Origin of the sequence: Pseudomonas rhizoryzae, assembly GCF_005250615.1 — a bacterium.
GTDB classification, from domain to species: Bacteria; Pseudomonadota; Gammaproteobacteria; order Pseudomonadales; family Pseudomonadaceae; genus Chryseomonas; species Chryseomonas rhizoryzae.
This window is the reverse complement of the sequence record NZ_SULM01000014.1, coordinates 1-20,360: the sequence shown is the minus strand read 5'-3', so window position 1 is coordinate 20,360 and position 20,360 is coordinate 1. Positions and strand designations below refer to the sequence as shown.

18 protein-coding genes and 1 pseudogene are annotated in these 20,360 nt (G+C 62.6%); 12 read left to right on the top strand and 7 right to left on the bottom strand.

The genetic code is table 11. The features are described from left to right. Positions 1 to 283 precede the first annotated feature (283 nt). Positions 284 to 514, top strand: a complete 231-nt coding sequence (locus FAZ11_RS20895) for a helix-turn-helix transcriptional regulator (protein WP_058766264.1) — start codon at positions 284 to 286, stop codon at positions 512 to 514. 496 nt (positions 515 to 1,010) lie between these two features. Beyond that, the gene (locus FAZ11_RS20890; protein ID WP_081049598.1) at positions 1,011 to 1,709 is read left to right on the top strand and encodes an inovirus Gp2 family protein; all 699 of its coding nucleotides are present in this window, start codon (positions 1,011 to 1,013) and stop codon (positions 1,707 to 1,709) included. Positions 1,710 to 1,867: 158 nt separating this feature from the next. On the opposite strand, the pseudogene FAZ11_RS25075 reads toward FAZ11_RS20890, so the two are convergent. From FAZ11_RS25075 to FAZ11_RS20865, 5 genes and pseudogenes are all read right to left on the bottom strand, one after another. Continuing rightward, positions 1,868 to 2,551: pseudogene (locus FAZ11_RS25075) on the bottom strand (DNA helicase); the annotation flags it as partial. 80 nt (positions 2,552 to 2,631) lie between these two features. After that, positions 2,632 to 3,075 (bottom strand): MarR family winged helix-turn-helix transcriptional regulator, encoded by a 444-nt coding sequence (locus FAZ11_RS20880; protein ID WP_058760846.1) that lies wholly within the window; start codon positions 3,073 to 3,075, stop codon positions 2,632 to 2,634. Between the two features lie 109 nt (positions 3,076 to 3,184). Then, positions 3,185 to 4,291, bottom strand: a complete 1,107-nt coding sequence (locus FAZ11_RS20875; protein ID WP_058766262.1) for a hypothetical protein — start codon at positions 4,289 to 4,291, stop codon at positions 3,185 to 3,187. Then, positions 4,269 to 5,630 carry a cytochrome P450 gene (locus FAZ11_RS20870; protein ID WP_081049593.1) on the bottom strand — a complete coding sequence of 454 codons (1,362 nt, stop codon included), beginning with the start codon at positions 5,628 to 5,630 and terminating at the stop codon, positions 4,269 to 4,271. The genes FAZ11_RS20875 and FAZ11_RS20870 overlap by 23 nt, the downstream gene beginning before the upstream one ends. A gap of 22 nt (positions 5,631 to 5,652) precedes the next feature. Continuing rightward, positions 5,653 to 6,138, bottom strand: coding sequence for a DUF1330 domain-containing protein (locus tag FAZ11_RS20865; RefSeq protein WP_058766261.1), 486 nt, complete (start codon positions 6,136 to 6,138; stop codon positions 5,653 to 5,655). Positions 6,139 to 6,277: 139 nt separating this feature from the next. Between FAZ11_RS20865 and FAZ11_RS20860 the strand changes: the two genes are divergently transcribed. From FAZ11_RS20860 to FAZ11_RS20815, 10 genes are all read left to right on the top strand, one after another. Further along, positions 6,278 to 8,608 carry an efflux RND transporter permease subunit gene (locus FAZ11_RS20860; protein WP_058760842.1) on the top strand — a complete coding sequence of 777 codons (2,331 nt, stop codon included), beginning with the start codon at positions 6,278 to 6,280 and terminating at the stop codon, positions 8,606 to 8,608. After that, positions 8,556 to 9,341 carry an outer membrane lipoprotein-sorting protein gene (locus tag FAZ11_RS20855; protein WP_081049595.1) on the top strand — a complete coding sequence of 262 codons (786 nt, stop codon included), beginning with the start codon at positions 8,556 to 8,558 and terminating at the stop codon, positions 9,339 to 9,341. Before FAZ11_RS20860 ends, FAZ11_RS20855 begins: the two co-directional genes overlap by 53 nt. Before the next feature lie 18 nt (positions 9,342 to 9,359). Next, positions 9,360 to 10,466, top strand: coding sequence for a DNA alkylation repair protein (locus tag FAZ11_RS20850; RefSeq protein WP_058766260.1), 1,107 nt, complete (start codon positions 9,360 to 9,362; stop codon positions 10,464 to 10,466). Positions 10,467 to 10,498: 32 nt separating this feature from the next. After that, positions 10,499 to 11,527, top strand: coding sequence for a methyltransferase (locus tag FAZ11_RS20845; RefSeq protein ID WP_058766259.1), 1,029 nt, complete (start codon positions 10,499 to 10,501; stop codon positions 11,525 to 11,527). Positions 11,528 to 11,709: 182 nt separating this feature from the next. Next, a complete protein-coding gene (locus FAZ11_RS20840; RefSeq protein ID WP_204957066.1) occupies positions 11,710 to 13,272 on the top strand; it encodes an NAD(P)-binding domain-containing protein in 1,563 nt (520 codons plus the stop codon). A 14-nt stretch (positions 13,273 to 13,286) separates the two neighbouring features. Then, on the top strand, positions 13,287 to 14,102 hold the full coding sequence (locus FAZ11_RS20835) for an amidohydrolase family protein (protein ID WP_058760838.1): 816 nt from the start codon (positions 13,287 to 13,289) through the stop codon (positions 14,100 to 14,102). 9 nt (positions 14,103 to 14,111) lie between these two features. Next, positions 14,112 to 15,440, top strand: a complete 1,329-nt coding sequence (locus FAZ11_RS20830; protein WP_058766257.1) for a coproporphyrinogen-III oxidase family protein — start codon at positions 14,112 to 14,114, stop codon at positions 15,438 to 15,440. 11 nt (positions 15,441 to 15,451) lie between these two features. Then, positions 15,452 to 16,732: an ATP-grasp domain-containing protein gene (locus FAZ11_RS20825; RefSeq protein WP_058766256.1), complete on the top strand. Its 1,281-nt coding sequence runs from the start codon at positions 15,452 to 15,454 to the stop codon at positions 16,730 to 16,732. A 49-nt stretch (positions 16,733 to 16,781) separates the two neighbouring features. Next, on the top strand, positions 16,782 to 18,152 hold the full coding sequence (locus FAZ11_RS20820; protein ID WP_137279055.1) for a pyridoxal phosphate-dependent decarboxylase family protein: 1,371 nt from the start codon (positions 16,782 to 16,784) through the stop codon (positions 18,150 to 18,152). Positions 18,153 to 18,163: 11 nt separating this feature from the next. Then, positions 18,164 to 19,429, top strand: coding sequence for a cation:proton antiporter (locus FAZ11_RS20815; RefSeq protein ID WP_058766255.1), 1,266 nt, complete (start codon positions 18,164 to 18,166; stop codon positions 19,427 to 19,429). 409 nt (positions 19,430 to 19,838) lie between these two features. On the opposite strand, the gene FAZ11_RS20810 is transcribed toward FAZ11_RS20815, so the two are convergent. Together FAZ11_RS20810 and FAZ11_RS20805 are read right to left on the bottom strand one after the other, a co-directional pair. After that, positions 19,839 to 20,102, bottom strand: a complete 264-nt coding sequence (locus FAZ11_RS20810) for a hypothetical protein (protein ID WP_137279056.1) — start codon at positions 20,100 to 20,102, stop codon at positions 19,839 to 19,841. A gap of 12 nt (positions 20,103 to 20,114) precedes the next feature. Then, a partial coding sequence (locus FAZ11_RS20805; RefSeq protein ID WP_193557485.1) for a hypothetical protein occupies positions 20,115 to 20,360 on the bottom strand: 246 nt, incomplete at its 5' end.

Here is a 20,360-nt window from a genome sequence, read left to right as displayed (position 1 = left end):
TTGGGGGCGTTGGATTAGGCAGACGGTCAAAACGGCTGTCTAGAACACAAGCCGGATGTCCTGCAGGACGTGGCGTGAGCCGGGTGCCGGTTGCGGAATGCAGTCGGCGAGTCACGAGGAAGGGAGATTTGCCCTAGTTGGTGTTCAGGCGCCAGAGAGCCGTAGGTTTACAGCTTGGCTAGGTCTAAGGATGGGGGCCATGGAGGGGCACCTGCGTACCAGTCCTTCAGTGTTTTTTTACGGGCTTTGCCAATCCTCTGAACGAATACGAGGAGCCCCGTTCATGAGGATCATCCGCCTGAAAGAAGTCATCGATTCGACCGGTCTTGCCCGGTCGACCATCTACAAATACATCAAGGAAGGCACCTTCCCGAAGCCGGTATCCCTGGGTGAACGCTGCGCCGGCTGGGTTGATAGCGAGGTGCATGACTGGATCCTGGCCAGGATCGAGGAGCGTGACCAGGCTGAGGGAGGCGTTGCGCGCCCAATCGGCCATCTGAGTATGGCCAGCTAGCACTGCCATCTGCGCCATGATCAGCATTGGCTGGTCATGGCGCTTATGCCGCCGTTCAGTCCCTGACTGTTCGGCTCCGCATGGCAAGTCGTGGCAGTATTGCTCCCGCCGCCCCGACAGCCTCAGTTCCGATATCTGGCTCGGGCCTCTTCTGCTTGATTTATTTCCGAAATCCGAACTAGGCAAAAAATGCCGCCATGGCGGGATCATTGAGGTGGCTTTGCCCGAGTTGGTCGGAGAAGGAAATTGCGGTGCGGGTATTATGCTTTTACTAGCTATATGCTTTTACTAGCTATTACCACCCGAAGGGTTCATGCCCAACTGAGTAGCAACCTTCACTGACCTATACAGGGAGTCGGATACTGAGCCACCACCTGAAGGGCTAACACTACAACGCATGCACAGAGACCAAGCAATTGGTCAGCGAGCAAGGTAGCGGTTAAAAAGTACACAGCAGGCACAGGTTATGAAACTCAACCAACGAGAGGTCATAACCATGCTTAACGATAACGAACCCACCCAGCGCTACCCACTCCGTCATCCTGATAATCCCAACCTCCATCTGCACCACGGGGATACCTTCGAGGGCTTTCCCTTACAGAGCGAAGTAGGCCCCTTTATTCGTGAGTACCTGTCTGATCTCAAGCACACTATTGAGCTGGCCTTGGCTGAGTATCCGAGGATCTTGGCTTTCAGAGTGGATCTCCGCTTGCCCCGAGGCGTCGAGCTTCCCGGCCACGTCTATACGAATCGGATCATCAGCAGGTTCTTTGAGTCGTTCACGAAGAAGATTGAGTACCACCAAGAGCGGGTGGCTGAGCGAGGCTACTCGCGTGGATGCAAGGTCAGGTACGTTTGGGCAAGAGAGGTGGGTCACGCGGGTCGGCAGCACTACCATCTGCTGATTCTGTTAAACCGAGATGCCTACTACACGATGGGACGGCTACGTTCAAAGCGTGTGAACATGATAAGCCGAATGCAAGAGTCCTGGGCAAGTGCACTGGGCATACCGGTCGAGCAAGCGAATGGGCTTTTAGAGGTTCCTAGGAATGCCGAGTACTTTGTTGATCGGGAGATTCGTCGAGGAGATGTCGATGAGCTGCCAGAGCTTTTCTATCGAGCAAGCTACTTGTGTAAGAGTGCTACCAAGACCTATGGGGATCGACAGCGTGGGTTCGGCACCAGTCGGGGCTAGCCACCACGCCGGCCTTCCAGCTCCAGCGGATGATCCTGCCGCTATCCTGGATGCTCTTGGTGGTAACGGTCATGGGGGAAGGAGACAAACCATTTAATTCCAGCAGGCCTTCGCCACGGTCTGGCCGATCCGCTGGGTGGGTGCCTCCCAGGTGCGGCGCTGGCCACCGAGCAGCGCCGTAGCTGCTCGATGCGCTGGATAGGTCGAAGTACGCCTCGATGATCCGCACCGAACGCTGCATTTCTGCGTCCTCGGTGGCCTTGGCGATTTCCTGGTACTGCTCGTAGCCGCGGTAGTCCTTCAGGAGCTTCCTCTGCTGCACCAGGTCATTGCGCCCGTGGCTGAGCTGGAACAGATCCTTGAGCTCACGCAGCGAGTGGCTGTAGATCCCGCCGATCTAGAACATCCGCTGGCCACCCTGTTTCTCAAGGCACAGGGCGTTCTCGATCACCCCGCTCACTGTGCAGTGTAACCAGGTGCGGTGTGGAGGGCCCTCCGGCAGCGATCGCTTCACCAGAGTGCGTTGGCCAAGGCCCTGCAGCTTCGCCGTCTTGCCCCTGAACGACAGGATGACGTTGGTCACGTGGGCCACAGCCGGGCCGAAGTGGAACGACTGGATCAGGTGGTGCCCCTCGGCATCCGCTATCCAGGGCGCGCTCAGAGCGTCTGCGCCGCGAAATCGATAGAGCTGCTGGTGGCGATCACCGCGTTCACATCCTGGCCCGCGTCGAGCAGGATGGCGCCGAAGCGATTGGAAAGGTCCCGCCGACTCATCTGATAGAGCTTGGGTAGCCGCCGTGGGTGATCTGCACGCTGCGATCCTGTAGGTCGATCATGCGCTTCTAGACGCTGATGGGCCTGGTGGTACTTCAATCTTCGTGAAGTATCATTGCAAGCAAAGCGTTGCTGCTTAAAACAGACTTCAGCCGTCTTCGCCAATCAGCACGCGGATCTGGTCAACCACCTTCATCAAGGCGACCTTGTCTTCTTTGGGGATGGCTTTGGACAGTTGCTTATCCGCCGCCATCATGGCCGTGTGCACTTGGCTACGCAGTTCCTCGCCTTCGGTGGTCAGGTAGACCAGGGTCTGGCGGCGATTTTGCGGCGCCACCTCGCGGCGCACCAGACCGCTGGCCTCCATGCGCTTGAGCAGGCCGGACACGGCCGACATCTCGATTTCGAGCTGATGCGCGATCTCGCCGACCAGGATGCCCTCATCGACGCTGCACAGCTCCAGCAGGTAGCTCTGCTGGGCGGAAATACCCTCGGGCAGGTACTTGCGATAGAACTCGGAGATGCCTCTCCAGCCACGGTAGAAGTTGAAACAAAATAGGCTGCGTAATACAGGTTCAGCGTTGCTTGCCACTGTTCAGGACCTCTGGATGCGATAGGCGACCAAGCAAGACGCGCAATAGGTTGGCGCCATCCTGGTGGAGCGGCGAGCATACGTACTGTCGAAGGGGAGAAGGACGAGCTCAAAAAGCATAGGATAGCCCAATGGAGAGATACCTGGTGCGGTGCATTCCGCCACTATTGAGCAGCATGCTGAGCTGCTCGTCGATGCGCCGGCTGCCTTGGATCTTCAGGCCCACGCGACCACTGGTTCGATCGCGAACGGCCGAGACCAGCAGGTTGCTGTCTTCGCTGTCGTTGGCCAGCCAGCGCACGCCGAGCATTTCCCCGCAGGCCGCGACGAGGCTGTCGCAGCGGCTGTCGACCAGGTGCTCGATCAGCAGGGAAAGGTCGCTGGCGCCGCCAAGGGCCGATGGCCAGGTGTATTCGAAACCGGCTACCGCGGCCCGGTCGCTGCCACGCTCGCTGTCCTGCAGCAGGGCCTCAAGCTTGAGAAGCCAGGGGCCCAGGGTGACCTGGCCATCGAACGCGGCACGCTGCACGCGAGGATAGGGATCGTCCTGGGGCTCGGCCCGACGCCCGCCGTACGGCTCGCGCGCCGGGCCTTGGAACAGGCTCAGGCCTAGGTCTGCCGGCCCGGCCACCTGGCTGGCACGCAGGGCGAAGCCGGGCGCGCCGTCGCAGCGCAGCGCTGACACCGTGCTGTCGTCGTAGGCCGCATCATCCCTGGGCGTAACCATCAGCGTGGTCTGCCGCTCGCGGTAGCAGGGCAGGGCGAACAGCGTGACGCTGCGTCCGGGCTGGCGATAGCTGAGCGCGATCATGGGCTGCGACAGGCGTACATCGCCGTCCGGGTCGAAGCGCTGGTCGAGCTGGTTGATCACATCTACTAGGTGGCGAGATTCGGTGACGCCCCAGAACACGCGACTGGCGCCAGCGCGCAGCTGCCAGGGGCCATTGTCGTAGGTGATGGAAAGCTCGCGCAGGTCGGCGGCGTCGTAGCGTGGCACGCCTGCCATCTGCAACTCGACCTCTATATCTAGCATGAGCCCGCGTGTCAGCGCCTCCTGGCGATCCCACTTGTACTGCAGGCCAACGAAGCTGCGACGCGCGGCCTCGTAGCCATTGCCCTGCACGGTCAGCTCGGTGTGTCCCGGCTCGCCTTGGGCGAGCGCGCAGCACAGCCAGCCCAGCAGCCCGCAGGCGCTAGACCGCAACGGCCGTTGCACGTCGGGCTTCGCGTCTGGTCAATGTCACCTTCAGGCCGTCACGGGTACGTAGCACGAAGGCCGGCTCGATCTGAGGAACGTGGTCGGCGGCCGGAGCGAGCTCGAAATGCCCCAAGGCATGGCGCACGATCGCCTTGAGCTGTAAGTGGGCCAGGCCTATGCCGATGCACTTCATGCGTCCGCCGCCAAAGGGGAAGTAGGCGTATTTCGGGCGCTCGGGAGCGTGCGCGGAGAAGTGCTCGGGGTTGAACCGCAATGGCGTGGCCCAGTAGCGCGGGTCTCGGTGGGTGACCCAGGGGCTGGTGATGATGTTGGTGCCTGCCGGAATGCGCTGGCCGCCGAGCATGCAGCTGGCCTTGGCCTTGCGGTCCACCAGCCAGAGTGGTGGCGACAGCCGCATTGATTCGTTGAAGCACTGCTCCAGCAATGGCGTGTCCTTCAGATCCAGGCGCGGTTCCTGGCCAGGCCTGGCCAGTTCGTCGGCGACCCTGCTCTGCCACTGCGGATGGTTGGTCAGGTCGTTTAGCGTCCACATCATGGCGCTGGCTACGGTGTCGAAACCGGCCAGGAATACACCCATGATTTCGCGCAGGATGCGCGCGTCCTGCAGGGCATGGCCACGCTCGTCGCGGTAGCCGATCAGGTCGCCGAGAAAGCCACCGTCTTGGCTGCCCTGACGTTGGCGCTGTTCGCTGATGATTTCCAGCAGTACATCGGCGATCAGGCTCGCGGCACGGTGCAGGCGTCGGTTGTTGGGGGTCGGCAGCCAGTTGGGCACCGGCACGGCGGCCGACAGGCGGATGTTCATGTAGTACAGGCTCTGCGTCCAGCCATCGGCTATACGCGCGATCGCCTGTGCGTCAATGCGCCGGCCGAAGAGGAAGTGGGTCAGCACGTCCATGGCGTACGCGACCATCTGTGCTTGCAGGTCCAGGGGCGCGCCGGCCCGCTGGTGGTGTTGCCAGCCGGCGACGCGTTCGGCGGCGAGGTCATCGACCACCTGGGCAAGGGCGCGCAGTCGTGGTAGCGCGAACGAGGGCATGACAGCCTTGCGCTGCTCCTTCCATCGATCACCATCGGCAATGATCATGCTGCCGCCAGCCAGCGGCTCGAAGGCCTTGGCGATATCGCTGCGGCCGAAGTTGTCGCTGTGGAAGATCGTGGCCAGGTCATGGGGGTCGAAGGCAAGGCAGAAGGCCATGCCGAAACCGACCGGCAGACGTACCAGCGTCCCGTAGCGCTGGTGGCACTCGTCGAGCAGCGCCAATGGGCGCTCACGGAACTGCTGGGCACAGCCAAAGAGAACATGCCCGCGAGGGCCTGGGGCGAAAGCCATCATGTCATCGTCCTTGATTGCGGCTTCAGGCGGCCTTGATCGGCGCCATGGCGAAGGCACCGCCGAACACGGCGCTGGAGATTGCGGTGCGCTGACGGTAGTCGTCGTCCTGCATCAGCTGGCCAACGGTTTCCAGGCTTGGGAAGTCGATGATCTCGAAGCCATCGAAGGGCCAATGCTCGCCGCGCTCGGTCACAGCGCTGAGCACCACCGCCACACCGTGGCGGGCCAGCGCTGGTTCGCGGTCGTCGACATAGCGGGCCAAGGACGATTCGTGCTGGTCAGCATCGCGCTCGTGGAACTGGAACACCACCAACATTTTTTGACCCGTGGGGTTGTTCCAGCGCGCCAGGTCTTTTTTCACCTGCATCACGGCCAGGCCCGTGCCGGCGGGGGCGAGCTGCAGACGGCGCACGTCTAGCTCGCCGAACAGCGGTTGGGCGACCAGGCCGTCCAGCAGGCCGCTGGCAATGGCCTGGGTTTCGGCGGAGTGGCTAACGGTCAATTTCATGTATCGCTCCTTGCGAGGGGAAAGTAAGGGCCGAAAATTACAAGTCAAAAGTTGATACGTCAATTGTTGACATGTGAACTATAGGTCTATAGCTTGTGTAGCCACCGATTACCCCGGTCTTTTTGGAATGGATGTCAAAATGATGAGAACGATTGCCTCGGTGCTGGTGCGTCTGCGCTGGGGATTGCTGCTTGCCTTTCTTGCCGTGGCCGCGCTGGCCAGCTTGGGCAAAGATCGGCTCGGCTTCAGCACCGACTACCGTGACTACCTGGCCAAGGACAACCCCGAGCTGATGGCGCTCGAGCAGTTGCAGGCCACCTTCGACCGCTCGGACAACCTGTTCATCGTGCTGGCGCCTGCCTCCGGCGATGCCTTCGACAAGCAATCCCTTGAGGCCCTGCGCTGGATCACCCGGCAAGCCTGGCAGACGCCCTATTCGGTGCGCGTCGACTCGCTGGCCAACTTCCAGCATATAGATGCCGACGCCGACAACATCCGCGTCGCCGACTTGGTGTCCGAGCAGGCCCGTCTGGAGCCTGCCGAGCGCGAGCGCATCCGCGCCGTGGCCCTGGCCGAACCGCAACTGGTCGGCCGTCTGGTGTCTCAGGATGGCAAGGTTGCCGCGGTTAACGTCATCTACCATCTGGCCGGTGCGTCGCCGTTCGAGAACAGCGAGGTGGTGGGCTTTGCCCGTAAGCTCGCCGATCAGGCGCAGAGCCGCTATCCCGGCCTGAAGGTGCACCTGACTGGCATGGCCATGTACAACAATGCCTTCCTTGAGGCGGCCATGGGCGATGCGATCAACCTCACGCCGTGGGTTTACCTGGTCATCCTGGTCGCCGCGCTGGTCATGCTGCGCAGCGTGCTGGCCACGCTGGCGGCGGTGGCGGTGGTCTACCTGGCAATGAACAGCGCCGAAGGCATCGCCGGTTGGCTGGGCATGAGCCTGACCTCGCTGTCGGCCTCGGCGCCGCTGGTGGTGCTGATGATCGCGGTGGCGGACGTGGTGCATGTCCTGTCGGTGACGTTGAGCCACCTGCGCAAGGGCGAATCGCGCCTGGTGGCGGTGCGCGAGGCGTTGCAGGAAACCGCCGTACCGGTGACGGTGACCAGCATTACCACCGCCATCGCCTTCCTATCGCTGAACTTCAGTGAGATCCCGCCGTTCCGCGACCTAGGCAACATCGTTTCGATCGGCATCGGCATGGCCTGGCTGTATACCTTGTGCCTGCTGCCGGGGCTGGTGGCGTTGCTACCATTGAAGCCGGGCAAGGGCAGCGATCCGCTGGAGCGTGGCATGCGTCGCTTCGGCACCTGGGTCCAGGCGCGCTCGCGGCTACTGATGTGGCTGACCCTACCGGTGGTGGTGGTGCTGGTGTCGCTGGCCGGGCGCAACGATCTCAACGACCAGTACCTGCGCTGGTTCAGCCCGGACACCGCGTTTCGCCAGGCCAACGACTTCACCGAGCATAACCTTACCGGCCTTTACACCATCGAATACGCCCTGCGGTCGCGCTCCGACGCTGGTGTCAACGATCCGCGCTTCCTCGCCGATGTCGACGCCTTCGCCGGCTGGTTGCGCCAGCAGCCCGAAGTGGCGCACGTGGGCACCCTGTCGGATGTGGTCAAGCGCATCAACCGCAGCCTGACCACCGGCGAGGCGGATGCCTACCGTCTGCCGGCCAACACCGAAATCGCGGCCCAGAGCCTGTTGCTGTACGAACAGTCGTTGCCCTACGGACTCGACCTGAACAACCAGATTGATGTCGGCCGTGGCACCGCCCGGACCGTGGTCGCGCTGCACGAGCTGAGCACGCGGCAGATGCTGGCCTTCGAGCGCCGCTCGATGGACTGGCTGCAGGCCAACGCCTCGATGCTGACCGCCACGGCCGCTAGCACCACGCTGATCTTCGCCCATATCGGCCAGCGCAACGTCGAAAGCATGATGTGGGGCATCGCCAGTTCGGCGCTGGTGGTGGCGCTGCTGCTGATGGTGCTGTTCCGTTCCTGGAAGCTCGGCCTGCTGTCGCTGGTGCCGAACATCATTCCGGTGGCCATGGTGCTGGGCATCTGGTGGCTGTTCGTTGGCCAGGTCGGCTTCTCCGTCGCCATCGTCGCGTCGATGACGCTTGGCGTGGTGGTCGATGACACCATCCACTTCATGTATGCGGTGCTGCAACGCACCCGCGAAGAAGGGCGTAGCGTCGCCGAGGCGGTAGTCGATGCTTTCGGCAGCACGGCGCCGGCCTTGCTGGTGACCACGCTGACCCTGACCGCCGGCTTCCTGGTGCTGGCCCTGTCGGACTTCGCCTTGAACCGGGAGATGGGGTTGATGACCGCCCTGACCCTGGTGATCGCCCTGCTGGCGGACTTCTTCCTACTGCCACGGCTGCTTGAACTGACTCTGGAGAAAAAACGTGAAGGGACTGAAACAATTGAAGCTGCTGGTCAGCCTGCTCTGCCTCGTTGAGGCGGGCGCGGCGTTGGCCGATGAGCGTGGCCTGCAGATTGCCCAGGAGGCGGATCGCCGCAACACGGGCTGGCAGGACATGGCGGCCGAACTGCAGATGGAACTGCGCAATGCCTACGGTGCGACCAGCAGTCGTGAGCTAGAGGTGCAGTTTCTCGAAGTGCAGGGCGATGGCGACAAGAGCCTGGCGCGATTTCTCAGCCCGGCGGATGTGCGCGGTACGACCCTGCTGACCCACGCCCACAGCTTGCAGTCAGACGATCAGTGGCAGTACTTCCCGTCGCTTCGCAGGGTCAAGCGTATCGCCTCGGAGAACAAGTCCGGGCCGTTCATGGGGAGTGAGTTCGCCTATGAGGACATGGCCAGTTGGGAGCTGGACAAGTACAGCTACGAGTACCTGGGCGACGAGGAAGTCGAAGGGCAGCAGGCGTACCGCTTGCAGATGGTGCCGGCGTATCCGCGCTCGGGCTACACGCGTCAGGTAACCTGGCTGGACAAGGCACATTACCGGCCTCTGAAAGTCGAGTACTACGACCGCAAGAACGCGCTGCTCAAGACCCAGACCTACCAGGACTACCAGGTCTATGGCGAGCGCTACTGGCGTGCCGGACAGATGCGCATGGTCAATCACCAGACCGGCAAACAGACACTGATGCGCTGGAGCAACTATCGCTTCGGCAACGGCTACGACGCGCTTGCCTTCGACAGAAGTAGCCTGGAAGCCCGGCGCTGACAGGCACGGAGAAAGGACATGGACTTCAAGGATCATTTCGATCAAGCACTGTGCCAGGAGCTGGGCCTGCGCGCCGCGGCATTGGCGCCGGGCTTCGATGCCCAGCGTTACCAGGCGGCCCTGCCGACCGAGCTGCAAGGCCTGGAAATGAAAGCCCGGGTACGGGCGTTGGCCGAGGCGCTGTGGCACGGGCTGGGGCTGTCGTTCGACGAAGCCGTGCCGGTGCTCACGGGCATGCTCGATGCCGTGCCCCAGACGCGCTTGGGGCGCATGAGCGGGTTCCCGGTGTGGGTCATCGCCGATATCGTCGAGACCCGTGGCCTGGACGATTTCGAGCTGGCGATGCAGGCCATTCACAAGGTGACCCGACACTTCACCAGCGAGTTCGCCATTCGCCCGTACCTGGTGGCCTGTCCGCAGCAGACCCTGGCGGTGCTGACCGGCTGGCTAGACGATGACAGCTCCGACGTGCGCCGGCTGATCAGCGAAGGCACTCGGCCGCGCCTGCCTTGGGCTTCACGTGTGCCTTCGCTGCTGCTCGATCCGACGCCGATCCTGCCGCTGCTCGAACGTCTGCGCGACGATCCCAGTCTTTATGTGCGGCGTTCGGTGGCCAACAACCTCAACGACATCAGCAAGGATCATCCCGCGTTGGTGGTCGAGCTGCTCAGCCGCTGGAAAGCCGAGCTGCCGAGCGAGCAGGGGCAGTGGATGGTACGCCACGCCGCGCGCACTCTGACGCGCCAGGGCAACGCCGCGGCCCTCGAGCTGCTTGGCTATTTGCGCACGACACCGGTCAAGGTTAAGCGTTTCGAGGTCAGTCCGCCGAGCATCGTGGCCGGCCAGAGCATCACGCTGGACTGCGATATCCAGGTCGAAGGGGCGGGCGAACATGGCCTGATGGTCGACTACGCCATCCTCGCTCCCGGTGCTCGCGGGCAGACCAATCGCCGGGTATTCAAGTGGAGCAAGCGCAAGAAGCAGGCCCAGGGCAGCGTGCGCCTGCAGCGCGAGCATGGCATCGCCACCAACCAGGTGCGTAGTTATTACCCCGGTGCGCATCAGATACAGCTGATAGTCAATGGACAGGTACTGGCCGAAGGTACCTTCGAACTGGGCACCTGAATTCGCGCCCCCGAAACAAGGAGGTTTTACCCATGCAAACGGCATTCGACACCCTCGTCGCTCAGGATCCGGTGAACATGGCGCTTTACGGCTTCATGGGCAGTGGCATCCTCTTCCATGGCCATCGTCTTGGCCTGTATCGCGAACTGGCGGCGGCCCCCGACGGCGTTGCACTGGACACGCTGGCGCAACGCTTGGACCTTGACCAGGACACCCTGCGTCGCGTGCTCGGTGGCGCGATGGCCTGGAACCTGGTCGGTCACGGCGCGTACGGCTATGTCCTGACATCCGGGGCCCAGCGCTCGCTGGATCCGGCGTCACCTCAGTTCCTGGGACCGTTGCTGGAGCATTTCGCCGACAATACCCAGCCGCTGTTCGAGCACCTGGATGCGGCGCTGGCTAGCGGCCAGGCGCAATGGTCGCAATTGGCCCAGGAAGCCCAGGCACCGTTCGACTATCTGGAGGCTGAGGAGCGTGGCAGCGCGTTTCATGACGCCATGTGGAGCCTTAGCCACCAACCTTCCGAAGAGCTCGTAGGGCTTGGCCTGCTCGATGAAGTCGACAGCATTGTCGACCTGGGCGGCGGCGTCGGGGCCTTCGCCATCGCCGCGGCTCGCCGTCACCCCGGTTTGCGCGCGACGGTGTTTGACTTGCCCGCCGTCGAGCGCCATTGCCTGGCGCGTGTCGAGAGCATGGAACTGCTCGGTCGGGTCGGTTTCGTGGCCGGCGATTTCTGGGACAGCCCGTTGCCCAAGGCTCAGGCCTATGCCTTGGGCTTCATCCTCTCGGACTGGGACGATGAGCAGTCGTGCGCCCTGCTGCGCCGGGTGCGCGAAGCCTTGCCGGAGAATGGTCGGGTGTTGGTGCTCGACCGCCTGCTCGAGGCCTCGGGCGCGGCGCCCTTCAATGCCGTGATGCAGGACCTGGCCATGCTGCTGGAAACCGGTGGCCGGCACCGTACCGCCGAGCAGTTCGAGGCGCTACTGCGCGCCGCCGGTTTCAGCAGGACCCAGGTAACCCGCGGCAGCGGCGAAAAGCATGCGGTGATCGGCTTCGTGTAGCCCACCCGGGGGCCTTGAGCCCGATGTTTACAACAACACGTTAACACTGACTTAACGACTCGATGAGCGCACACAGCTTTCGCCAACCGGCGATGGCTGAGCGACGCCGCGTGCCCGTTATTCACAGACCATGAATAAATGGAGTTATCGAAATGCCCAACTCAAGGATGTATGGATACTTGGTGATCGGTGCTGGCCCGGCCGGTTTGCAGGCAGGCTACTGCCTGCAGGAACAGGGCTGCGATTACCTGATACTCGAAAGTGGCCAAGCGCCGGGAACCAGCTTCAAGCGCTTCCCCCGGCACCGTAAGCTGATTTCCATCAACAAGGTCCACACCGGCTACGACGATCCGGAAATCAACCTGCGCTGGGATTGGAACTCGCTGCTCAGCGACGAGCAGCCGAGCCAGCGTTTCCCTGATTTCAGTCGGCGCTACTTCCCTGACGCCGATGACATGCCCCGTTACCTCAAGAGCTTCGCCGAGCAGCATCAACTGAACGTGCGCAGCGGCTGCACCGTGACCAACGTCAAGCGTGACGGGCACTTCATCGTCACTTTGGGCAACGGCGAGCAGCTGCATGCGCGTGTGCTGATCGTGGCGACCGGCGTGCACCTGGGCTGGCTGCCGGCCATCGAGGGCATCGAGCACGCCGAGCATTATGCCGACATGGATGTCGATCCCGAGCCACTGACCAACAAGAAAGTGCTGATCCTGGGCAAGGGCAACTCGGCGTTCGAGACCGCCGATGCGCTGATTGAGCACGCCGCGATGATTCACGTGGCCAGCCCCAACCCGTTGCGCATGGCCTGGTCGACTCACTATGTAGGCCATGTCCGGGCAGTCAACAACAACCTGCTCGATACCTACCAGCTCAAGTCGCAGAACGCTGTGCTCGATGCCCAGTTGCAGCGTATCGAGCGCGACGGCGAGCGCTACAAAGCGTGGTTCGCCTACCAGCACGCCGAGGGCGAGCAGGAAATGATCGAGTACGACCGGGTCATTGCCTGCACTGGTTTCCGCTTCGACGATTCGCTGTTCGACGACAGCTGCCGCCCACAGCTATGCACCCAGGGCCGGCTGCCGGTGCAGAGTGCCGACTGGCAGTCCGCCAACGTACCGGACCTGTATTTCGCCGGCACCCTTATGCAGTACCTGGACTACAAGAAGTACATGTCCGGATTCATCCATGGTTTCCGCTACAACGTGCGCACCCTGTGCCGCCTGCTGCATGAGCGCTACGAAGGCATCGGTCTGCCAAGCCAGACGCTGGCGTTGCAGACCGAGGCGCTGTGCGAGCGTTTGCTGGCGCGAATCAACCGTTCCTCGGCGCTCTGGCAGCAACCGGGCTATCTGCAGGACGTGGCGGTGCTCGACCGCAAGGAGCATACGCTGACCTTCTTCGAGGAACTGACCATGCTCCAGGTCGCCGAGCGCTTCGCTGGGCAGGAATACCTCACCCTGACCCTGGAGTTCGGCCAGCGCAAGTTCGACAACCCGTTCAACGTCGAGCGCGTCGGCCGAGAAAACGTCAAGCGCGCCGAGGACTCCAACTTCCTCCATCCGATCGTGCGCCATTACCAGGACGGTGAACTGCTGGCCGAACACCACGTGATCGAGGACCTGGCCGCCGAATGGCACGAGCCCGAGCATGTCGAGCCGCTGCTGGCGTTCCTCGAACAGCGTCTGCACGCCAGTGTCGCCCCTCACTACATGTCCCTGTTCCAGACCGTTCCGACATTTTGAAAAGGACTTTTGAAATGAACTTCGTTGACTTTCACATTCATGCCGGCAAGTTCGCTCTGCTGCGCGACGACATCCAGGGCCTGCTGACCAAGTTTCCTTTCGAGCCGGGTGTCGACGTGCGCCAGATCTTTTCCGACCCGGCCGCGCTCAAGGCTTACCTGCAAGGTTGTGGCGTGGTGCGCGCGGTGATCCTGGCCGAGTGCGGGCCGGGCACCAGCTTCTCCATCGATAGTGAGCTGATTCTAGAGTTCTGCGGCAACGATCCGTTCTTCGTGCCGTTCGGCAACATCAACCCCAACCATCATCCCGATCCGCTCGCCGAATGGCACAAGGACCATGCGCGCGGCATCAAGGGCTACAAATTCTACCCAGCCGATCACGACTTCGACCCGTACCTGGACTCGATGATGGCGGTCTACGAGAAATGCGCCGAGGCCGGCCAGCCGATCATGTATCACACCGGGCTGACCGCCCAGCGCGACACCGAGCAGAAATATATTCGCCCCAGCGACTATCGCCGCCTGGTGGAAACCTTCCCGACGCTGAACGTGGTGTTCGCCCATGGCGGCAAGCCGACCTGGTACGACGAAGCCTTGGAAATGGCAGAGCGCTATCCGGGGGTCTACCTCGATACCGCGCTGGTGCCGCCAGAGGTTCTGGCGGACTGGCTGCACGACCGGCCGCAGATTCACCACAAGGTGCTGTTCGGTTCGGACCTGCCGGTCAGCGGCAGCTACTCGGCGGTGTGCCAGCGCATTCTCGGCGCGGGTCTGGACGAGCAGGTACTGCGTGCCGTGCTGCAAGACAACGCCAACCGTTTGCTGGGCTAGGGGGCGAGCATGTACGAGGCCTACTATCCGCTGACTTATTATTTCTATCCGTTGCTCGGCGATGCGGTGCATGCCCGACTGCCAGGCGTATTCCAGCAACCGGTGGCGGCCGGCATAGAAACCCTGCTCTATGTGCACATACCCTACTGCCAGGACATGTGCCGTTTCTGCCCGTTCCACGTGCGTGTGGACAAGGACACCTCGGTCTACGAGCGTTACACCCAGGCGCTGTGCCGTGACATTCGCAACGAGGCGGCGAGTGTGCGTGGCCAGTCCTCGATGCTGCGCGCTATCTACTTCGGTGGCGGCTCGCCCTCGGTGCTGTCGCCTGGGCAGCTGCAACGCATCATGGATACCATCAGGCAGAGTTTCACCATCGACCCGCAGGCCGAATGGACTTTTGAGGGCGAGCCGAAGACTCTTGGCGATCCGCATCGCCTGGAGGTACTCAAGGCCAATGGCGTGCAGCGTATCAGCTTCGGCCTTCAGACCTATGACCAGTCGCTGCGCGACCATTTCAATATCGCCGCGACTCTGGATGACGTGGCCAATGTGCGCGATCAGGGGCGGCGCTTCGGCTTCGACGAGATCAACGTCGACATGATGTACAACTTGCCAGGGCAGACTCTGGTGTCGCTGGAGCGTGACCTGGCGCGGCTGATCGACGACGGCTTCGACAGCGTCGACTACTACAACCTGCACTACTTCGCCTTCCCGCCCAAGTTCAAGCGCCAGATGGAGGAGGGCAGCATTCCGCCCAAGCCCAGCGATACCTTGATGCTTGCGATGTTCGAACAGTTGCGCCACCGCCTGGCAGAGTCGGGCTACCGCAACGTCGCCGACCAGATCTACAGCCGCAAGGATCAGGTGTGCGAGTACTTCCGCCTGCTGTGGGGCGGCGGTGGTGGCGAGCACCGCGCCGAGACGCTGGCGGTCGGCTCCTCGGCGCGCGGCTACGTCGATGGTTTCAGCTACATGAAGCAAAGCAACGTAAACCGCTACATGGAGGCGATCGAGCAAGGGCTGCCGAGCATCGAGAAGAGCTCGCTGGCGCTGGAGCGTCCGGAAAACCGTGGTGCGGTGATGTTTCCCAAGTTCCTGCGACTGGACAAGGCCCACCACCAGGCGCTGCAGACCATTGACCCGCGGTTGCTGGAGCGCTGGGTCGAGCACGGCCTGCTGGCCGACGGTGAGCACGCCTACGAGATCTCCCAGCGAGGTCGGCTGTGGACCAACAACATGACCACCGACCTGTTCGAGGCCACCCAGCGCCAGGTCGGCGGGCAAGTGCTGACGCTGCTCGAAAGCCGCCCGGGCGCCCGCACGGGGTCCTTCTGAGGAGAATTGCAATGAAGGGAAAACGCATAGGCGTGCTTCACGCCTATCCCGGTCGACGCCTGCTCGATGGCCTGGGCGCAGCGGGCTTGCGCGTGGTACTGATCGGCAACGGCGAGGCGTGGCGTGAGCACCCTGCCGTGGAGGCGGTGCTTAATGTGCCGCTGTGGCCGCTCGAGGGGTTGTTCGATGCTGTTCGTGGTTACCACGCGCGGCAGCCGCTCGATGCCTTGCTGCCGGTCAACGAAGGCACCGTGCTGGCGACGGCGCAACTGGCCGAGCAGTTGGGCTTGGCGGGCATGTCGGTGGCCACGGCAGTCGCCAGCCGCAACAAGTACCTGGCGGCGCTGCTCTGGGAGGCTCAGGGCATCGTCGTGCCGCCGACCTTGCCCCTGGATGCGCACGCGCCGTGGGCACGAGTGCGTGAGCAGTTGGGCGAGCGCGTGGTGATCAAGCTCAGTGACTCGATGAACAGCCAAGGGGTCATCGCGGTCGCTGACGAGCGGCAGTACCAGGCTGCGCTGGCCAGGCTCGAAGGCCTCATCGCGCAGTCCATCGCGGTCGATCCACTCAAGGACCGCAACCGCTTCGCCTACGGTCACGGCAGCCTACGCATGATTGCCCAGGCCTACTGCGAAGGGCGTGAGTTCGGTATCGACGTGCTGCTGCAGGCTGACGGCGAGGATCTGGTGCTAGCGGTACTGGAGAAGGAAGGCGGACATGGGCCGTACTTCGCCGAATCGGCATCGGTCTGGCCGACCTCCGGCAATCGTGACGAGGAGCGCCAACTGGGCGCGTTGGCGATCCGTGCGGCGCGGGGCCTGGGGCTGACCCAGGGCGCCGCGCACGTCGAGATCCGTTACCGGCAGGGCGTGCCCTGCGTATTAGAGGCGGGGTTGCGGCCAGGCGGCGGTTTCACTGTGCAGGCGATCGGCCGCCTTACCGGGTTGGATGTGCATGCCGCCCAGGCTGGGCAGTTGCTCGGCCTTCCGGCCTTGCCGGCCCTAGCTCCGCCCCAGGGCGCGATGCTGTTCGGTGGCGTGGTGATCGAGCGCAGCGGTGTGCTGCGCGAGGTCGAGGGGCTGGAGGTGTTCGACGACATGCCGGGGTTGTGTGAGCGGATCATCCTGGCCGAGCCCGGTGACTGGGTACAGGCGATGCCCGACTCGGCTCAGCCGCACTACTGCTACTACCTGATCGCCGGCGAAGACCGGCAGGCTGTACTGGGGCGGCACATGCGCATCCAGCGTCAGATCCGTCTGCACGTCGAGACCTTGGGGGTGGAGCGTGATTGATCCCTTGCAGCATGGGCGCTCACAGGCGCTGTTGAGCGCCGGACGCCAGGTGCTGGAATTCTTCGCTGACATGCAGGTGGCGCCGGAGCGCTTCCCGCTCTGGCACGCGCACGACGCCATCGCCGAGCGGATCAACGCGCCGCAACCGTTGACCGTCGACGGCCAACCGCTGGGCGACACCCTGGCGGCGGCCATCGAACTGATGAGCGCAGGGCTGTGCAATGTCAGCCACCCGAAGTATTTCGGCTACATCTCGCCCAAGCCACACCCCGCCACCGTGCTCGGCGACCTGCTCGGCAGCGCGTTGAACCAGACCCCAGGCGCCTGGCGCGCGGGGCCGAGCGCGACGATGATCGAAGCGGAGGTGTTGCACGCGTTGCGCGGGCTGTTCGACCTGCCGCCAGTGCAGGGCCGTCTGCCGGGAGGGATCTTCACCGGTGGCGGTACCTTGGCCAACCTCATCGGCCTCAAGCTGGCACGCGAGCACTGGCAGGCTCGCGTCGGACATGACATACCGTTCTCTCGGGCGCGGGTGTACATGTCACGCGAAGGGCACTTCTCGGTGGCCAAGGCCCTGGATGTGCTCGGCTTCGATCCGCAGGTGTTGGTCTCGGTGGAAGTCGACAGCCATGGTGTGCTGCAGGTCGATGCCTTGACTGCGCAATTGGCTGCGGACATCGCCCAGGGCCTAAGTCCGATGTGCGTGATCGGCATGCTGGGCACCACTGCCACTGGCGCGATCGACCCTTTGCAGGCGATTGCCGACTGTGCTCGCCAGCATGACTTGTGGTTCCACGTCGATGCCGCCGCTGGTCTGGCCTTGGCTGCCTTGCCCGAGGCCAGGGCCATGATGTACGGCCTGCACGAGGCCGACTCGATCACCTTCGACCCCTGCAAGTGGATGTTCGCTGCCTTTGGCGTGGGCTGCCTGCTGGTGCGCAACGGCGAGCTGCTGGCGGGCAGCTTCTGGTCAGGCGGGCCGTACTGGGAAGAGAAGGGAGAGCTCGACACCTTCAAGATGAACCTGTACGGCACCCGCCAGTTTCGCTCCCTGGGTCTGTGGTGCCTGCTGCGCCACCTCGGCGTACAGGGTTATCGCCAGACGTTGCGCGGCATGACAGCCGCCGCCGCCAGCCTTCGTGAGCAGGTGCGGGCCGATACGCGCTACAGCCTGGTGCCGGATCAGGGACTGATGCCGGTCCTGGCGTTTCGTCCAAGGGCGGCCAGCGACCAGCAGGTCCAGCAACTGGTGGAGCTCTGCCAGCAACGTGGCTTGGGCTACCCCAGCATCTTGGACTGGCAAGGGCGTCAGTACCTGCGGGTCGCGGTCAGCAACCCGGACACTGGCGTGGCGCACATGCACTCCTTCAAACAAGGCCTCGACGGGCTGCTGGGCGAACTTGCCCTTCTTTCGGACTAGGAGGTCCAGCCATGAATCATCACGAACAGCAACTGGTCACGCTCCTAGGGGCTTTGGCGATCATCATCGTCAGCAGCCAGCTAGCGGGGCGACTGGCGCAGCGTCATGGCCAGCCGTTTGCGGTCGGCGAGATCGCTGGCGGCATCGTGCTCGGCACCCTAATGGGCATGTTCTGGCCCGAGGGCAGGGCGTTTCTGAACGGCTCGGTGGGCGGTATTCTCACGGCGATCTCGCAGTTGGGCATCATCCTGATGATGTTCCAGATCGGCATGGAGTTCGACTTCGGCCTGCTGCGCGAGCGCCGACTGAAGCGTGCCCTGGGCTGGATCACCGTGCTGGGCATTCCAATGCCTTATCTGGCCGGGATGGCCTGCGCGTATCTCTATACTCAGTACCAGCCGGTGGAGAACTTGACCGGGCTGATGCTGGTGTGCGGCATTTCCTTCTCCATCACGGCCCTGCCTATTCTCGGTCGCATTCTGCTCGAGCGCGGCATGGCACGTAGCGAGACCGGAGTGACCGCCATAGCGGCTGCCGGCATCAACGACCTGATCGGCTGGATTGCGCTGGGGCTGGTCATCGTGGTGTGCGCCGGCGAAGGCTTCACCGCCACGCTGTTGAAAGTGGGCGCGGTCGGCCTGTTCCTCGGCCTGTTCTATGGCGGGGTGGCGCCCTGGCTGAACCGTTGGCTGCAGCGTGAGTCGCCCTCGGGCGAGGGGTTGAGCGACATGCGTTTCGGCCTGGTGGTCGCCACGGTCTTCGTCATGGCGGTCATCACTGCATGTCTGGGCGTGTTCGCCATCGTCGGCGGTTTCGTGCTCGGCACCGCGCTGTACCGATGTGACGTGCTGCGCGAGCAGTGGGATCTGCGCATGCGCCCGCTGGTCAATATCGTCATGGTGCCGGTGTTCTTCTTTTACACCGGCATGAAGATCGACCTGGGCACCCTCGGCACGGCCGATGACCTGCTCTGGTGTCTGTTCTGGGTGTTCTGCGCCTGTGCCAGCAAAGGCCTGAGCTGCGCGCTAGCCGCCCGGCTGGGGGGGATGGCGGGGCGTGAGGCGTTGAAGATCGGAGTGTTGCTCAACACCCGGGCGCTGATGGAGTTGGTGGTGTTGAACATCGCCCATGAGCTGGGCTTGATGCCGGCACAGCTGTTCTCGATCCTCGTGATCATGGCGCTGTTCTCTACCCTGATAACTGCGCCATTGCTGAACCTGCTGCAACGACGTGAGGCGCGAGTGGCGCAGCGCACAGTGCAGATGGGGTGCGCTTAGGACTGGACTGACAATTAGCCTGGAGCGGTTTCGTAAAGTAGGGGCGCGGTGCCCGGTACCGGCTTTGCCTGTGCTCATACACCTCCAGGAGCTGACCCTGGCTTCCTGGGCAAATCCATTGGGGCGTACTGCCATTTCGCATGTCGAAGACGGACCAATAGTAGAGTGGCTGGAACCTCTGTCAGATCTTCGAGGTGGCTTGAATTTTTGTCATTGGACCTGCTTTCAGATCGTCTAAGTTTGAATATCTGCATGCTAAAAGGCACCGAACAGAAAAATAAAAATATTGTTCATTCTTAATGAGGAAGGGCTGCTTTGAGCAGCCCTTCCTCATTAAGGTTTCGAACGTCTTGACTTATATGCGTAGGCTAATTTGTTGGCAGGGGCAGCGGTATATGGCGCATTGGGATCAGTTGTGCTGAATACGGCACGCTTGTGCTGATTGAAAAGCTTCCCTTAGGAAAGATTCCGGCGGTGCTGTTAAGCGATTGATCCCTCGCAGTTCTGCTGGGCTGTACTTCGTTTCGAGCTTCTCGAATGTGCAAGCACATACGGCCTTGCTCGAGCCCCCATTCATGCAGCCGGCTATAAAATCACCGCGGATCTTGGAGTTTTCGTCCGAGCACGCGTTGATCAGCAGCAGAGAGGCGAGGAGTGCCAGGTACTTCTTCATATCCAAGTCCCCTCAACGCAGCACTAGCGCACAGCCCAGCATCACGCCGCACACCAAGCCAATCAGTTGTGGTCCTACTCGCCAGAAGATCTTGATCCACAGCAGGCTCAGCAGCCCGCCGCTGGTAAAGACAGCATCAGGATGAGCGAACTTGCGGATCGCATCGCCGACCACCGCGCCGATCCAGCCCAGTACGGTGCCTACCACGACCGCGAAGCATTTGGCCAGTAAGCCAGCGCCCAAGACCATGGCCGAGGT

Coding starts and splice junctions, on each gene's coding strand:
- FAZ11_RS20845 (WP_058766259.1), top strand. CDS start 10,499: ATGCAAACGGCATTCGACACCCTCGTCGCTCAGGATCCGGTGAACATG.
- FAZ11_RS20810 (WP_137279056.1), bottom strand. CDS start 20,102: ATGAAGAAGTACCTGGCACTCCTCGCCTCTCTGCTGCTGATCAACGCG.
- FAZ11_RS20865 (WP_058766261.1), bottom strand. CDS start 6,138: ATGAAATTGACCGTTAGCCACTCCGCCGAAACCCAGGCCATTGCCAGC.
- FAZ11_RS20870 (WP_081049593.1), bottom strand. CDS start 5,630: ATGATGGCTTTCGCCCCAGGCCCTCGCGGGCATGTTCTCTTTGGCTGT.
- FAZ11_RS20825 (WP_058766256.1), top strand. CDS start 15,452: ATGAAGGGAAAACGCATAGGCGTGCTTCACGCCTATCCCGGTCGACGC.
- FAZ11_RS20895 (WP_058766264.1), top strand. CDS start 284: ATGAGGATCATCCGCCTGAAAGAAGTCATCGATTCGACCGGTCTTGCC.
- FAZ11_RS20835 (WP_058760838.1), top strand. CDS start 13,287: ATGAACTTCGTTGACTTTCACATTCATGCCGGCAAGTTCGCTCTGCTG.
- FAZ11_RS20850 (WP_058766260.1), top strand. CDS start 9,360: ATGGACTTCAAGGATCATTTCGATCAAGCACTGTGCCAGGAGCTGGGC.
- FAZ11_RS20890 (WP_081049598.1), top strand. CDS start 1,011: ATGCTTAACGATAACGAACCCACCCAGCGCTACCCACTCCGTCATCCT.
- FAZ11_RS20815 (WP_058766255.1), top strand. CDS start 18,164: ATGAATCATCACGAACAGCAACTGGTCACGCTCCTAGGGGCTTTGGCG.
- FAZ11_RS20860 (WP_058760842.1), top strand. CDS start 6,278: ATGATGAGAACGATTGCCTCGGTGCTGGTGCGTCTGCGCTGGGGATTG.
- FAZ11_RS20830 (WP_058766257.1), top strand. CDS start 14,112: ATGTACGAGGCCTACTATCCGCTGACTTATTATTTCTATCCGTTGCTC.